The 14,261-nt window shown below is 61.9% G+C and carries 12 protein-coding genes and 1 pseudogene; 6 read left to right on the top strand and 7 right to left on the bottom strand.

The window, feature by feature from the left end:
• Window positions 1–4: 4 nt before the first annotated feature.
• Window positions 5–4,270, top strand: a complete 4,266-nt coding sequence (locus HNQ08_RS01315) for a non-ribosomal peptide synthetase (protein ID WP_184127279.1) — start codon at window positions 5–7, stop codon at window positions 4,268–4,270.
• A gap of 2 nt (window positions 4,271–4,272) precedes the next feature.
• Window positions 4,273–4,968 (top strand): 4'-phosphopantetheinyl transferase family protein, encoded by a 696-nt coding sequence (locus HNQ08_RS01310; protein WP_184127277.1) that lies wholly within the window; start codon window positions 4,273–4,275, stop codon window positions 4,966–4,968.
• Window positions 4,969–5,183: 215 nt separating this feature from the next.
• Here the strand turns inward: HNQ08_RS01310 and HNQ08_RS01305 are convergent, their stop codons facing one another.
• On the bottom strand, window positions 5,184–5,573 hold the full coding sequence (locus tag HNQ08_RS01305; protein ID WP_184127275.1) for a hypothetical protein: 390 nt from the start codon (window positions 5,571–5,573) through the stop codon (window positions 5,184–5,186).
• Between the two features lie 2 nt (window positions 5,574–5,575).
• The gene (locus HNQ08_RS01300; protein ID WP_184127273.1) at window positions 5,576–5,761 is read right to left on the bottom strand and encodes a hypothetical protein; all 186 of its coding nucleotides are present in this window, start codon (window positions 5,759–5,761) and stop codon (window positions 5,576–5,578) included.
• 146 nt (window positions 5,762–5,907) lie between these two features.
• Between HNQ08_RS01300 and HNQ08_RS01295 the strand changes: the two genes are divergently transcribed.
• The 3 genes and pseudogenes from HNQ08_RS01295 to HNQ08_RS01285 all read left to right on the top strand — a co-directional run bounded on the left by HNQ08_RS01295 (window position 5,908) and on the right by HNQ08_RS01285 (window position 7,520).
• Window positions 5,908–6,273, top strand: a complete 366-nt coding sequence (locus HNQ08_RS01295; protein ID WP_184127271.1) for a helix-turn-helix domain-containing protein — start codon at window positions 5,908–5,910, stop codon at window positions 6,271–6,273.
• Between the two features lie 17 nt (window positions 6,274–6,290).
• Window positions 6,291–6,866: pseudogene (locus HNQ08_RS01290) on the top strand (IS630 family transposase); the annotation flags it as partial.
• 123 nt (window positions 6,867–6,989) lie between these two features.
• A complete protein-coding gene (locus HNQ08_RS01285; RefSeq protein ID WP_184127268.1) occupies window positions 6,990–7,520 on the top strand; it encodes a hypothetical protein in 531 nt (176 codons plus the stop codon).
• Window positions 7,521–7,535: 15 nt separating this feature from the next.
• Here HNQ08_RS01285 and HNQ08_RS01280 read toward each other — a convergent pair whose 3' ends face one another.
• The 3 genes from HNQ08_RS01280 to ppsA all read right to left on the bottom strand — a co-directional run bounded on the left by HNQ08_RS01280 (window position 7,536) and on the right by ppsA (window position 11,485).
• A complete protein-coding gene (locus HNQ08_RS01280) occupies window positions 7,536–8,399 on the bottom strand; it encodes an IS5 family transposase (protein ID WP_184127266.1) in 864 nt (287 codons plus the stop codon).
• 57 nt (window positions 8,400–8,456) lie between these two features.
• Window positions 8,457–8,591, bottom strand: coding sequence for a hypothetical protein (locus tag HNQ08_RS27830; protein WP_268239990.1), 135 nt, complete (start codon window positions 8,589–8,591; stop codon window positions 8,457–8,459).
• 506 nt (window positions 8,592–9,097) lie between these two features.
• Window positions 9,098–11,485: a phosphoenolpyruvate synthase gene (ppsA, locus tag HNQ08_RS01275; protein ID WP_184127264.1), complete on the bottom strand. Its 2,388-nt coding sequence runs from the start codon at window positions 11,483–11,485 to the stop codon at window positions 9,098–9,100.
• A gap of 148 nt (window positions 11,486–11,633) precedes the next feature.
• On the opposite strand from ppsA, the gene HNQ08_RS01270 reads away from it, so the two are divergent.
• Window positions 11,634–12,455, top strand: coding sequence for a pyruvate, water dikinase regulatory protein (locus tag HNQ08_RS01270; protein WP_184127262.1), 822 nt, complete (start codon window positions 11,634–11,636; stop codon window positions 12,453–12,455).
• Between the two features lie 16 nt (window positions 12,456–12,471).
• Here the strand turns inward: HNQ08_RS01270 and HNQ08_RS01265 are convergent, their stop codons facing one another.
• Entirely contained in the window at window positions 12,472–13,434 is a 963-nt protein-coding gene (locus tag HNQ08_RS01265; RefSeq protein ID WP_184127260.1) for an NERD domain-containing protein, read from the bottom strand.
• Between the two features lie 37 nt (window positions 13,435–13,471).
• Complete coding sequence (locus tag HNQ08_RS01260; protein WP_184127257.1) at window positions 13,472–14,242, bottom strand: AraC family transcriptional regulator; 771 nt, start codon at window positions 14,240–14,242, stop codon at window positions 13,472–13,474.
• Window positions 14,243–14,261 lie beyond the last annotated feature (19 nt).

Here is a 14,261-nt window from a genome sequence, read left to right as displayed (position 1 = left end):
ACCGATGAAAATTCTGGGCATTAGTCCTCTCAAAGGCCATCAACCCGCGCTCGAGGCACCCGCCCTTTCGGTGCTCGAAGGGCAACTGGCCCACATCTGGCAGGCCGTGCTGGAGCTCCCTCAAGTGAAGGCCGACGATCACTTTTTCGAGCTGGGCGGCAACTCGCTGGGTGTTATCCGGGTGGCAGCCCGTGTGCGCGAGACCTTTGGCGTGGACGTTCCGCTGGCGGCTCTCTTTCAGGCACCCACCCTCGAGGGCATGGTCCGGCAGGTTCAGGCGGCGCTGCTCGGCAACACAGGCCTGAACCTACCCCAGCTGTCGCCGGCACCCCCGGGCAGCGAATCCATGCTGTCGGCGGCGCAGGAGAGGATGTGGCTGCTGCATCAGATGGACCGTGGCGGCACCGCTTACAACGTGGCGGGCGTCGGAAGGCTGCGCGGACCCCTCTCCGTCACCTGGCTGGAGGCGAGCCTGCGGCTCATTCTCGAACGGCACCAGACCCTGCGGACCACCTTCTCTCAACAAGGCGAGCGGCTGGTCGCTCACCTGCACCCCCCAGCATTGACCTTGCCGATCCTGGATTTGAGTGACCAGCCTGCCGAGCAGCGCGAGCATCTGGCCCTCGAGGCCATTGGGCAGACCATGATCCACCCGTTTGATCTCGAAGCTGGCCCCGTCTTCCGCGCGGCGCTCTACCGATTAAGTGCCGAGGAACATCTGGTGCTGCTTGACCTGCCGCACATCAATTCGGACGCCTGGTCCATGGGTGTCTTGATGAGGGACCTAGTGGTCAGCTACGAGACGCTGAGCCTCGGGCAGGTCCCGCGGTTGCCTGATCTGCCTCTCCAGTACAGCGACTTTGCCCATTGGCAGCAGAGCTGGCTTCGTGGTGAGGTTTACGAGGCGTTGCGAACGTACTGGATCAACCGGCTTGAGGGTCTTGTCCCGCTTGATTTACCGCTTGACCGCCCGGCTCCTCCCACGCTGACCTTTAAAGGCGCCATTGAGACCCTGGACCTGGATCAGGCCATGCTGGGCCGCCTGCGCCAGCTGGCGCAAACGGAGAATGCCACCCTGTTCATGGTGATGTTAACCGCCTTCAAGGTGCTGCTCCAGCGCTGGACGGGGAGCGATGATGTCGCAGTGGGCACGCCGATGGCCGGGCGACAACACCAGGGACTGGAGCAACTCGTTGGTGTCTTCGTCAATACCCTGGTGCTGCGAACCGATCTGACTGGTCAACGCACCTTTCGTGACCTGCTCGGGCAGGTGCGGACCACCGCCATCGAGGCGTTGATTCACCAGGATATGCCTTTTGCCCAGTTGATAGCGGAACTTCAGCCGCCACGCGTTCTCAACCGCGCCCCCTTAGTTGAGGTGCTCTTCAACCACATCAATGTACCGATGCCCCTGATGCAGATGGGGGACATTCAATTTGCGCCTGTGGTCCTGGACCGCGGCGGCGCTCAGATCGCGCTGAATTGCACGGTGCATGAGCTGCCGGGAGAAGAACGAATCATCCTCGAATACAACACCGCCCTCTTCGACACAACCACCGCGCAGCGGCTGCTGGCTCAGTATCGGCAGCTGCTGTCCGCCATGGCCGAGGATGCCGACCAGCCGATGGACGCGGTGTCCCTGTTCACCCCAGACGATCTGCGCCTGACTGAAGCGCTCAATGACACTCAGGCTCCCTTTCCCGACGCCAGCCTGCATGGCCTTTTCGAGCAACAGGTCCGGCGCACGCCACACGCCGTGGCCCTGCGCGCGGGCGATCAGGAGCTGAGCTATCAAGCACTGAACGCCGGGCCAAACCGGCTGGCCCGGCAGCTGCTCCAGAGAGGCCTGACCCCTGGAACGCCCGTCGTCCTGTTCCTCAACCGGTCCTTTGAAAGCGTCCTGGCCATCCTGGCGGTGCTGAAGGCGGGGGGCACGTACGTCCCACTGGACCCCTCACATCCGGCCCCCCGACTGGCTTTTATCCTCGAGGATGCGGCTGCGCCGATCGTGATCACGACCAGGGGCTTGCAGGGGCTGCTCCCCTCCACAGCTCCGCTGCGCTTGTATACCGATGACTTGTTGGGTGATCCCCACGTCGAGAACAACCCTGATCTCCCCACCTCACCCGAGCAGCTGGCGTACATCATCTACACCTCCGGCAGTACCGGAACGCCCAAGGGCGTGCTCGGCCTTCACCGCGGGATGGTCAACCGGCTGGAGTGGATGTGGAAGACCTATCCGTTCGCGCCAGGCGAAGTGCTGTGCCACAAAACCGCCCTGGGCTTTGTGGACAGTGTCTGGGAGATCTTCGGACCGCTGCTGCGTGGTGTCCCCAGCGTGATCATTCCCGATGAAGTGGTGCGCGATCCGGAGCGGCTGACCACTCTGCTCAGCGTCCAGGGCGTGACCCGCATCGTCTTGGTGCCGTCGTTGCTCGGCGCGCTGCTCGACTTTGGCCCCAGGCTCACCCAGCGGCTGCACAACCTTCGGCTGTGGACGGTGAGCGGGGAAGCGCTCAGCCAGACGCTGATCTCACGGTTTCATGAGGCTTGGCCAGGGGCGCGGTTGCTCAATCTATATGGCTCGACGGAAGTGTCGGGAGACGCCACCGCATGCGAAATCACGGCCGGGGCACCAGAGCGGATCGGACGGCCCATCCAGAACATGCAGGCGTACGTGGTTGACCGCCAGTTGCGGCCCGTGCCCCCCGGCACGGCAGGCGAATTGTTGGTCGCCGGGGCTGGCGTTGCCGCGGGCTACCATCGCCAGGACGGGCTCACGGCCGAGCGCTTTGTCACGCTTCCATTCGGTCAGGGCCGGTGTTACAGGACAGGTGATCGGGTGACCCTGACGTCAGAGGGGCAGCTCCGATTCCTGGGCCGGACGGATCGCCAGCTCAAAATTCGTGGTGTGCGCGTTGAACCGAGCGAAATTGAAGCTGTGCTCATGAGCCACCCGGCGGTTCAGGCCTGCACGGTGGGAGCGTACAGTCAGGATCAGCAGGTGTTGACCGCCCACTTGGTGCTGCGTCGTGTGGTTGATGTTGACGAGTTGCGCGTCTGGATGGCCAGCCAGGTGCCGGGGCATTGGGTGCCCAACCATTTTGTTGTGCTGAAGGCCTTGCCACTTACCCCGAGCGGGAAACTCGACTGGCGGGCACTCCCAGCACCGGAGGTGATTGTTCAGCCGTCTCGGGTTCCGGCGCAAACTCCGCTGCAAAGCCAGCTGGTTGACCTGTGGGAAGACCTGCTTAACCAGTCGCCCATCGGGATTCATGATGACTTTTTTGGCCTCGGAGGCCATTCCCTCCTGGCCATGCGGCTCATCGTGCAGATCGAGCAACGCCTCGGCATCCGCTTGCCGGTCGCCGCAGTGTTTCAGTTTCCAAACATCGCTGAATTTGCTCGGCGCATCGAACAGCAGGACTTCAAATCCGGCCTCGTCTTGGGGCAACAGGATTCGAAGGACTCGAAACCGCTCTTCTGCTATCAGGCCTATGGCATAGACGAGGGCAGACTTCGCCAGTTAAAGCCTCTCCTCGAATGCCAGAGCGTGTACCATTTCAATCTTCTGGCTCTGGAGAGCTATGGTTTGAACCCCCACATGGAGCGTCAGGAGGACCATTCGCTGGCGTTCACCATTGAAGATCTGGCGGAGTGTTTCCTGGAAGAGATCAAAGCGATTCAGCCATGCGGGCCATATCGGCTATATGGCTATTCGTTTGGTGGGCTCGTGATGTATGAGCTTGCCCGGAAGTTCAGGGCACGTGGAGACGAGATCGAGGCCCTGATCATTGTTGATACCTATGCACCTCGCAGCGCGCAACAGAACGTGGCCCCGTCCAGGCTGGCAAGCCACTTGGTTTCCAACGAACTGGCCGCTTTCAGGAAATCCCCCACAGCGTCGATCGCGAGATACGCCACCCGGCTGCGTGACCTCAGGACAAAGAGAGAAGCCCAGGACACGGCCCACGCGGAGACCCGGCTCCGTCAACGCATCGACCGTGACATCTTGTCCGCTGCCCGCGCGTATCGGGCAGGTCCATTGGACGTTCAGGCGATCTTCTTCAAAGCGAATGAAAGACCCGTCCACGATCCTCTCAAAATCGCGGGCTGGGAAGCGCTTTTCGTCAAGGGCTACAAAACGATTGGGCTGCCTGGAGACCACGGGTCCATCTTCACCGAACCGGCTGTTCAGGTGCTGGCTGATCACATCAATTTCGAGTTGCGAGCAGCGGGCCAAACCGTTGTGGACCGTATCGAGACCTGAGGATGCATTCTTCTGTTCGGCAAAGCAGAGTCCCCGAATCAGAAGTGACGGTCTGGCTTCTGAATTTGGAAAGTGGGCTCTATCGCCTCCCGGCCCTCAACGTGCTGCTCTCGGAGGATGAAAAAGCCAGAGGACAGACATTTCGTTCCGCGCGCGACCGAGATCGTTACGTGATCACCCACGCTTTGAAGAGGCTCATTCTGGGCCGAGTTTTAGGCCAACAGCCTGATGCCTTGACCTTTGGAACTGGACCCTTCGGCAAACCACACCTCAAAGGGGGGCGGCTGCACTTCAGCCTGTCACGATCAGGGGATCATGCTTTGCTGGCTCACGTCTGGGACTGTCGGATTGGCGTTGATCTTGAGCAGGTCCGTCCGCTTCCAGAGCTGGACCTGATTGCCGCTCAACGCTTCTCCATCGCCAGTCAGGCAACATTGTTCTCGGCTGAACAACATCGACTCGTCACTTTTTTTGATCTCTGGACTGGCCATGAGGCCGTGCTCAAAGCCACTGGAGCTGGCTTGAGCCACCACCTGTCGGCGTCAGAAGACGCAGGAACGTACCAGAATCTCGCTTTGATGGAAGGCTACCGCGCTGCGGTTGCGGTCGAAGGCTCAAACTGGTTTGTCAGCACACGCGATCACAGCGACGTCGTCAGCTGTTGGCCGAGTTTCATTTTTGTTCCCCCCTATGGATAGCGAGACCTTTTTGGATCGTGTAAATGGCAGATCAACCCCCTTGATCTGTGCTGAGCCCCGTGGAGCAGCGGGGCAGCAGACCGAGCAACCGCAGGCGCTTGTGGCTTAGACGCGCGCCCAGGTCACTTTTGCGCGGATCGTCGTCGCGCAGTCCAGCACCCACCATTGCTCTGTCCAGGTGGTCCAAGACCTGTACAGAAACGGCGCTCTCTCCGCTATTTCAACATCAACACCACTGGTACCGCACCCCTGCTGGCCCGGTACCCGGTGAACATTGCGTCGTTGATCACGCCGGACGTGAAGGTCACCAGGACGCGTTCACCGGCCTTGACCTCGGGCACGAAGCAGTCCCAGCGGGCGGAGCTGTTCAGCATGCACCATTGTTTAGCTTGGTCATCCGGCGTCAGGCCCAGGCCGTCCACCGTCAGCACACCGCCTGGGATGTTCCTGGAAGGGTCACCCGTCAGCGATTCAGGGCCAGGGTTGCTCACCAGCAGCGAGAGACCGTCCTGGGTCAGACGGGCAGACTCGTCGGGCTGGGCCAGCTGGGCGATAGGGGCGCAGGCGGTCATGGTCAGGGCACAGAGCAAGAGCAGTCGTTTCATGGTTACAGCCCTACGGCTTTCTTCAGGTCCAGAATGACGTTGTTGATGCGGGCCAGGTTCTCGCTGGACAGGTGAACGTCGCCGTCCAGCAGGTTGGGGGCCACCACGGCCAGCTTTGCGCCCACGCGGAACATCTGGAGCGGCGTGCCCTGCAGGCCAGCGGCCTTGAGTAGCACGTCCACCAGCATGTCGATGCCCTAGTGCATGACCACAGGCATGCCTGCAGATAAATTGAAGAATGGGACGACAGAAACAGTGGGTTGTGCAGCTGAGCGACGACAAGCGGCAACACTTGACGGACATGACTCGGAAAGGTGTGCATAGTGCGCGGGTCATGACCCGCGCGCGTCTCCTGCTTCTGAGCGATGGGGGCCTGCTTGATCGAGGCGTCGCCGAGCGGCAGGGCGTAAGTCCCGCGACCGTCGCGTCGATCCGCAGGAAGTATACCCAAGGCGGCCTGGAAGCCGCCCTCTACGAGAAAGCACGGCCTAAACAGCCGCCCAAACTAAACGCGGAGCAAACGGCGATCTTGATCGCCGAAGTGTGCTCGGCCCCAGACGGGCGGGAGACATGGACGATGCAACTGCTGGCCGATCGTCTGGTGACGCTGGGTGTGGTAGACAGCATCAGTGACGAAACGGTGCGGCGAACACTGAAAAAAACGCGCTCAAACCGTGGCAGGTTCAAAGTTGGTGTGTAGCCCAGGTAGGTGCGGACTTCGTGTGGCGCATGGAAACCGCCCTGGACACCTACGCTCAACCTTACGATTCATGTCGACCTGTGATCTGCTTCGACGAAAAGTCCTACCAGTTGCTGGATCATGTCCGTGACCCACTCCCACCTGTGCCGGGATCTCCGGCACGGGTGGATCATGAATACAAGCGGTGTGGCACTGTCAATTTCTTCGTAGCCTTGGAACCCCACACTGGTCAACGCACCGTGACGGTCACCGGCCGACGAGGCAATGTGGACTTCGCTGCGCGGCTCCAGGCACTGGAGCGGCGCTATGCAGATGCCGAGAAGATCGTTTTGGTGCTCGATCAGCTCTCCACGCACAGTCCAGCGGCGCTGTATCAACATCTTCCGCTGGAGGAAGCGCGTCGGCTGCGCCGACGCTTCGAGTGGATCTACACCCCAAAACATGCGTCCTGGCTCAACATGGCGGAATTGGAGTGGTCGGCCTTGCAACGCCAGTGTCTGGGTCAGCGCTTGGCGAAGAAAGAGGCCGTCGAGCGTGAAATCCACGCCTGGGAAACAGACCGTAACGCGCGGTCTGTGCGCGTGAGCTGGTAGTTCTCGACACCCGCAGCTCGGGAGAAACTCAGGCGCCACTATCCAACTCAGGAATAGCTATGAATATGCCTGTGGTCATGCACTAGGGTCTGTGCGGCAATCCTCTGTTCTACGCTTGATGGTATGAACGCCATCGACGCGTCACACGCCCTTGATCTTCTCCAATCTGGTCAGCCGCTCCAAGACGTGCACCTGGGAGCGCTTGACTTCCACAGCCTGGTGGGCCACGGCCAAACCGAGGTGCATGTGCCGATCATCGCTCGAGACAGCCGGATTGGCACCCTCGACAGTTCATCCCTGGTCTTCCATCACTCCGTCATCTTTGAACGATGTCATTTCGGCACCACCGTTTGCTGGGCCACATATTTTCGAGCAGGAGCGCAGTTTATCGAGTGTACATTTGATGGCCCGGTCACGTTTGAGTGCGGTGGACATAATGAACCACCTGCGTCATTCGTCCTGACCGACTGTATGTTCATCCATTTCGTCAACTTCTTCGACTGCTGGTACCTGGGCCCCGTAGTCATCCGCAGATGTCACTTTGTGGCTGGAACCAACCTTCTTGGCAACGTTGATCAGCCGTTCGTGACCAGTTTTAAGATCCCCCCAGTCATTGAAGACACCACCGGGACACTGACGATGAATGGCGGCTGAGGCAGTGTCTGGCGCTCACAACCAAAGGACAAGACACGCAACCAGGATCACGGCCATGAAGTTCCTTCCCCGTTTCTCGTAACGCGTTGCGATTGCCCTGAAATCTTTGAGCCGATTCACGGCCCGCTTCACTACGTTCTTGCCCTTGTACGCGTTTGCGTCGAACGCTGGTGGGCACCCACCATGGGCGCCTTTCTTGATTCGGTGCCGTCTGGCATCTTCCCGCTCTGGACACACGAACCGAATCCCTCGGGCGTGAACAAGGCGGCGATACACTCGAGCACCGTAAGCGCGATCAACGCGAATGACTGGTGGTCGCGACCTTGGTCTTCCCTTCCCCGGTCTTGGAACACGAATAGCCTCCAGGACAGGAATCAGAAACGGCCCGTCCGCGCGTTGTCCCGCGCTCAGCACTATGCTCAATGGACGCGCATTTCCATCAGCACACAGGTGCAATTTCGTGGTGCGTCCACCTCGGGAGTGGCCCAGCCACTCCTCCAAAATCACCACTCGTGGATCATGCTGCGGGGATTGCTTGCGAGCACCGACGGCACTGCGGTGTGCACGTAAGTGGGTACTGTCAATGGACGCGCCTTCCCAGTTGATGTGTCCCTGAGTATCCGTGACGCCTTGAAGCGCCTGAACGATTCGCAGCCATGTGTCGTCTCGTTCCCAACGAGCGAGGCGGTCATGACATGTGCGCCATGGCCCGTACCGTTCAGGGATGTCACGCCAAGGTGTTCCCAGCTTGATGCGCCACAAGATGCCGTTGATCACGCGTCGATGGTCAGCGAACGGATGTCCACGTTTAGGATTGGCCGGAAGGTACGGGGAAAGGGCATGCCATTGAGCGTCGGTTAGATCAGTTCGGCACGACAAGCCATAAGGCTACGGGCTTCCCATGAGTTCAGTCGCACAGACCCTAGTGGCAGCGCGTCAAAGACGCCGGGCCAGCGTGAAGTAGATCACGTCCCGCGTGCCGAGCAGGTGCTGCATGATGAAGGGATCCATAGCGATCTCCAGTAGAAAGGCAAAGTTGAACAGGACAAAGAACTCCCCGTCCTGGAACACCTCGCGTTTTCTTTGAAAATCTATCGGAGGGATAGTTGCTGATCAGTTCCGGCAACAAGTCCCTATCTTTCTCTTCCAATTTAAAATATCAATGAGCCGACGCACACGGACAATTTGTGGTCACTGGCGTGTTCCATACGCCACCGTGATTGCGGTTTGATTCAGGATGAGGTGTTAGGGTTATGGAAGAGAATGATGCCTCCCAGACGTTCTTTTTGCATACGATGAGTGCCTTAGAAGCTGTTGAGAGCGCATTGCATTTGTCTCGTAATCAGCAGAATATAGGTTCGATTTCTACACGATCTACCAAACGGAACGCAATCTAGAACTGCGTTTCTTCCCTTTATTTTACTTACTTTCCTCAAAGTAGTTGAGACTGTACGCGTTCATTCTCGGGCCTGGGCAAACGTTTTTTAGCTGGCGCGACAACACGTCATTATCTAAGAAGGGAAGCAGGAAATTTTTATCCTGCTTCCCCCGTCGTCGGACTTCCTTACTGATTCAGCTCAGGCTCTCGCAGGCTCTCCGGTCTCTTCGGCCAGATGCAGCCAGGTGCTCAGCACCGAATCCGGGTTCAGGCTGACCGAGTCGATGCCCTGGTCCATCAGCCACTGAGCCAGCGCCGGGTGATCGCTGGGTCCCTGGCCGCAGATGCCGATGTATTTGCCCTGTTTCTTGGCGGCGGCAATTGCCTGCGCCATCAGCGCCAGCACGGCCGGATCCTGCTCGTCGAACAGGTCCGCCACCAGCCCCGAGTCGCGGTCCAGCGCCAGCGTCAGTTGTGTCAGGTCGTTGCTGCCAATCGAGAAGCCATCGAAAAGTTCGAGAAACTGCTCGGCCAGGATGGCGTTGCTGGGGATCTCGCACATCATGATGATCTTGAGACCGTTCTCGCCTCGCTTGAGGCCATTCTTCTCCAGAACCTCCAGCACGGTCTTTGCCTCGCCCACCGTGCGGACGAAGGGAATCATGATCTGCACGTTGGTCAGGCCCATGTCGTCGCGCACGGCCTTCATCGCCTCGCACTCCAGCGCGAAGGCGGCGGCGAAGTCGGGGCTGCGGTAGCGGCTGGCCCCCCTGAAACCGATCATCGGGTTTTCCTCTTGCGGCTCGTAGGCCGCGCCGCCAATCAGGTGAGCGTACTCGTTGCTCTTGAAATCTGAGAGCCGCACAATGACCGGCTTGGGCGCAAAGGCGGCGGCAATGTTGGCCACCCCTTCCATCAGCTTGTCCCGGAAGAAGTCGCGCGGCGAGGCGTGGCCCCGGATGCGCTCCTCGATCTGCGCCTTGACGTCCTGTGGCACGCCCGGGTAGTCCAGCAGGGCGCGCGGGTGGACGCCGATCACGTTCGAGCAGATGAATTCCACTCGGGCCAGCCCCACGCCCTCGTTGGGCAGAGCCGCGAAGGAGAAGGCGCGGTCCGGCGAGGCCACGTTCATCATGATCTTCATCGGGACGTCGGGCATGGCGTCAAGTTCCACCCGGTGAACCTTGAAGTCGCGCTTGCCCTCGTACACGTAGCCGGTATCCCCCTCAGCGCAGGAGACGGTGACCGTCTGCCCGCTGCTCAGTTCGCGGGTGGCGTTGCCGCTCCCCACCACGGCGGGAATGCCCAGCTCGCGGGCGATGATCGCGGCGTGGCAGGTGCGCCCGCCCCGGTTGGTCACGATGGCGCTGGCGCGTTTCATCACGGGTTCCCAGTCGGGATCGGTCATGTCGGCCACCAGCACATCGCCGTCCTGCACGCTGTCCATCTGTGAGATGTCGCGCACCACCCGCACCACGCCGCTCCCCACACGGTTGCCCACGGCGCGTCCCTCCACCAGCACCGTGCCGCCCCCGCCAATCTCGAAACGCTCCAGCGTGCGCCCGCTGCGGCTCTGCACGGTTTCCGGGCGGGCCTGGAGAATGTAGATCAGGCCGTCCCGTCCGTCCTTGCCCCATTCGATGTCCATTGGGCGCCCGTAATGGTCCTCGATGGCGACGCACTGCCGCGCCAGCTCGGTCAGATCGGTGTCCGACAGGCAGAAGCGCTGCGCCTCGTCTGCGGGCACATCCACGCTGTCCACGCCGCCGCGCTGCGTCGCGGAATCCTGAGCATAGACCATCTTGCGCGCCTTGCTGCCCAGGGTCCGGCGTAGCACGGCCTTCTTGCCCGCCTTCAACGCGGGTTTGTAGACGAAGAACTCGTCGGGGTTGACCGCGCCCTGCACCACCAGTTCGCCCAGACCGTACGCAGCGGTGACCAGCACGGCGTCCCGGTAGCCGCTCTCGGTGTCCAGGGTAAAGGCCACGCCGGAGACTCCCAGATCGGTGCGGACCATGCGCTGAATCCCGGCGGACAACGCCACTTCCGCGTGTGCAAAGTCGTGATGGACGCGGTAGCTGATGGCGCGGTCATTGTAGAGAGAGGCGAACACCAGGCGGACATGGTGTAGCACGCTGTCAATCCCGCGCACGTTGAGGAAGGTTTCCTGCTGCCCGGCAAAGCTGGCCTCGGGCAGGTCCTCGGCGGTGGCGCTGGAGCGCACGGCCACGTCGGGATCGGTCACGCCAGAGTCGCTGGCCATTGCCTCGTAGCCTTCACGGATGGCGTCTTCGAGCGCTGTGGGCAGAGCCGCCGCCTCCACCCAGCCACGAATCTCCTTGCCTGCCGCGGCCAGCGCCACCACGTCGTTCACGTCCAGCGCCGAGAGGCGGGCGTTGATTTTTTCCTCGATCTGGTTCTCAGTCAGGAACAGGCGGAAGGCGTCGGCGGTGGTGGCAAAGCCCCCCGGCACCCGCACCCCGGCCCCGGCCAGCCCATGAATCATCTCGCCGATGGAGGCGTTCTTGCCCCCCACCACCTCTACATCGGTCATCCTTAGTGTTGGAAACGCTCTGGTCATCTGCATGGGTTTTCTCCGTTGGTGTGGGGAAGAACGTGCGAAAAGCAATCGGATTAGTGTTGGGTACGCCCGCAGTTTAGCGGGTCGGGACGTTCAGGGCGCGGGCTGTTCCGCGAAGGGAGACACCCGGCCATGGACCTGTCACCCTAGAGGCATGTCCACCACGCCTCCGCCTGCCCGCCCGGTGCTGATCGTCAGCGACCACACCGGTCTGACCGCCGATAACATCGCCCGGGCGTTGCTGTCGCACTTTCCGGGCCAGCCGCTGCGCTACGTTGCCCGGCCCTTCACGGCGGACGTGGCGGCGGCGCGGGCCGTGGCCCAGGAGGTCAGGGCGCTGAGCGAGGCCGGGGAACGCCCGATCCTCTTCACCACCATCACCCAGCCGGAGGTGCTCGCCGAGTTACAGGCCGCCCCCGCCCATCTGTTCGACCTGTTGACCCCCGGCATCAACGCCCTGGAGGCCGAACTGGGGCAGCCGGCAGCGCGCACGGTGGGCGGCTACCACGACATGCACGATTCGGGCGCGTATCTGGGCCGCATGGAGGCGCTGGATTTTGCCCTGGCCACCGACGACGGTGTGGGTGACCGGCAGTACGGCATGGCCGACGTGATCCTGGTGGGGGTCAGCCGGGTGGGCAAGACCCCCACCAGCCTCTTCCTGGCCCTGCAACACGGTGTCCGTGCCAGCAACTATCCGCTGGCGGAGGATGACTTCGAGCGCGCGAGTCTGCCTGCTCCGCTGGAGCACCACCGCGACAAGCTGTACGGCCTGACCATCGATCCGCGCCGGTTGCACGCCATCCGCACCCAGCGCAAGGCGGGCAGCCGTTACGCCAGCCCCGAACAATGTGAATTCGAGGTCCGCCGCGCCGAACGCCTGTTTCAGCGCGTGGGCCTGCCCGTCCGCGACACCACCAGCACCAGCGTCGAGGAGATCGCGGCGGGCATCCTGAGCGCCTTGCGGCGGCGCTGAGGGACACTTCCCAGGTCTAGACGTTCGTCCAGTAGCGCCACTGGTGTCCAGCCGCACAGGCCGCCGTGAACTCCGCACCGCTCTTGCTCAGGCGAGCAGGCTCCTGGCAGGTGGGACAGACGGGTCGGGCAGGTGTATTGCCGCTACATGCGCCGCACTTGAAGTAATAACCGTATTTGCCGTACTGGACTGAAAGTTGGTTCGACTGGCACTGACGACAGGTGTGCCCCTGGGAAGCCTGGGTGGCAGGCGCGGCGACGGGCGGGCAATGCGGAGGGGAGACCACGCCGGTCAGGCCTCTGGGCGGTGTGGGTTTGGAGGACGCTGGTACCGATGCCGTGGCCGACTGAGCTTCACTGGCCGGGACATGGCGGTTCTGTAGAAAAGCGCAGATGCGTGTCATCTCGGCGTCGCTGAAGGCGAAGGCTGTCAGGCGTCCTTGCAACTCGCTCACCTTGTGCTGTATCCGCTCTGGTACTTGATCGGCCTTGACCACCTCCGGCACCTCGGTCCTGCGGGTGATTCGCCCACCGTCCGAGATGGCAACCAGCACGTCGCGCTGCATGGCACTGAACGTGCGCTGCTTCAGGCCGAACAATCCCCTCTCCAGCAATTCGGCGGTGTGATCGGTCAGCAGAGCGCACAGCAGCTCAAGCTGCCGGCGTCCCTGAAGTACGGGTGACGGCATTCCACGGCCCTGACGGTTCCACCAGCGCGTCCACTCGCCCTGTTCGTTCACACTGATCTGCCCAGCCACGCTCTTGCTCTCCACCACCAGCAGCCCGAAACGCAGCACGATCAGGTGATCGATCTGGGCCACCTCGCCCTTACGCTCCACGCGCAGATTATTGAGGACGAATTTGTTCGGGTCTTCGCCGTAAGCCCTCTTCAGATAATGCGCCATCTGCCGTTCGGCCTCGTACCCGGCGCGGCGCAGAGGATCGGTGTGGGTCTGCGTTTCCAGCTCTTTGATGATCATGGACCCGCAGTCTAGAAATGGACGTCTGACACGACTCTCACCTCTTTGCCTGCGCTGCAGCGTCACCTCGCACAAAACTCCGGAACCCACTGGGGGTCAGACCTACGGCCCCCTTGAACGCGCGGGCAAAGGCGCTGTGGTCAAAGTAGCCGCACTCCACGGCGATCTGTCCCACCGAGAGCTGGGTTTGGGACAGCAGCGCCGTGGCCGCCTGGATGCGGGTGCGGGTCAGCAGTTGTGAGGGCGTCAGGCCGTATACCCGCCGGATCTGGCGCTCGAAGGTGGTCACGCTCAGGCCGGCGGCGCGGGCCAGCTCCGGCACGCTCAGCGGCGCGGCGTACTCGGCTTCGATCCGGGCGGTGGCGGCGGCCAGTCCTCTGGCCGAGACGTGTGAGCGCGGCAGGTGGAGATCGCGTGACAGGCCCAGCAGGCCGACCGGGGCGTGGGGTTCTCCCAGCGTCCGTTTGGTGGTCAGGCACCAGCCCGCCCCACCGCCCGGATACAGGTGTAGTTCCAGGTGCTCGGTCAGGGTGCGCCCGGCCAGCACCGCCGTGTCCTGCTGCGTGTAGGCCGCGCCCAGCGACGCCGGAAAGACCTCGCTGGCCCGCAGTCCCAGGACGCTGGGTCGTCCCAGCCGCTCCAGCAGCGTGCGGTTGGCGTACAGGTAGCGGCCCTGTGCATCTTTCACGAAGGCCACGGTGTCGGGCAGATAGTGCAGCACGTCCAGCAGGGCGTCCAGGCCCAGGTCCCGGATCTCCTGTGGCAGGGGGTCCGGCCGTTTTCCGGTGCTGGGAGCAGAGGAGAACATAGGCACGCCCATTGTGCCG

Origin of the sequence: Deinococcus humi, from assembly GCF_014201875.1 — a bacterium.
GTDB lineage: Bacteria > Deinococcota > Deinococci > Deinococcales > Deinococcaceae > Deinococcus > Deinococcus humi.
This window is presented reverse-complemented; position numbering and strand designations above follow the sequence as displayed.

Bases quoted from the DNA above. Each gene is read 5' to 3' on its own strand.
- HNQ08_RS01285 (WP_184127268.1), top strand. From the start codon at position 6,990: ATGAACGCCATCGACGCGTCACACGCCCTTGATCTTCTCCAATCTGGT.
- HNQ08_RS01260 (WP_184127257.1), bottom strand. From the start codon at position 14,242: ATGTTCTCCTCTGCTCCCAGCACCGGAAAACGGCCGGACCCCCTGCCA.
- HNQ08_RS01295 (WP_184127271.1), top strand. From the start codon at position 5,908: ATGACCCGCGCGCGTCTCCTGCTTCTGAGCGATGGGGGCCTGCTTGAT.
- HNQ08_RS01265 (WP_184127260.1), bottom strand. From the start codon at position 13,434: ATGATCATCAAAGAGCTGGAAACGCAGACCCACACCGATCCTCTGCGC.
- ppsA (WP_184127264.1), bottom strand. From the start codon at position 11,485: ATGCAGATGACCAGAGCGTTTCCAACACTAAGGATGACCGATGTAGAG.
- HNQ08_RS01315 (WP_184127279.1), top strand. From the start codon at position 5: ATGAAAATTCTGGGCATTAGTCCTCTCAAAGGCCATCAACCCGCGCTC.
- HNQ08_RS01305 (WP_184127275.1), bottom strand. From the start codon at position 5,573: ATGAAACGACTGCTCTTGCTCTGTGCCCTGACCATGACCGCCTGCGCC.
- HNQ08_RS01300 (WP_184127273.1), bottom strand. From the start codon at position 5,761: ATGCTGGTGGACGTGCTACTCAAGGCCGCTGGCCTGCAGGGCACGCCG.
- HNQ08_RS01270 (WP_184127262.1), top strand. From the start codon at position 11,634: ATGTCCACCACGCCTCCGCCTGCCCGCCCGGTGCTGATCGTCAGCGAC.
- HNQ08_RS01310 (WP_184127277.1), top strand. From the start codon at position 4,273: ATGCATTCTTCTGTTCGGCAAAGCAGAGTCCCCGAATCAGAAGTGACG.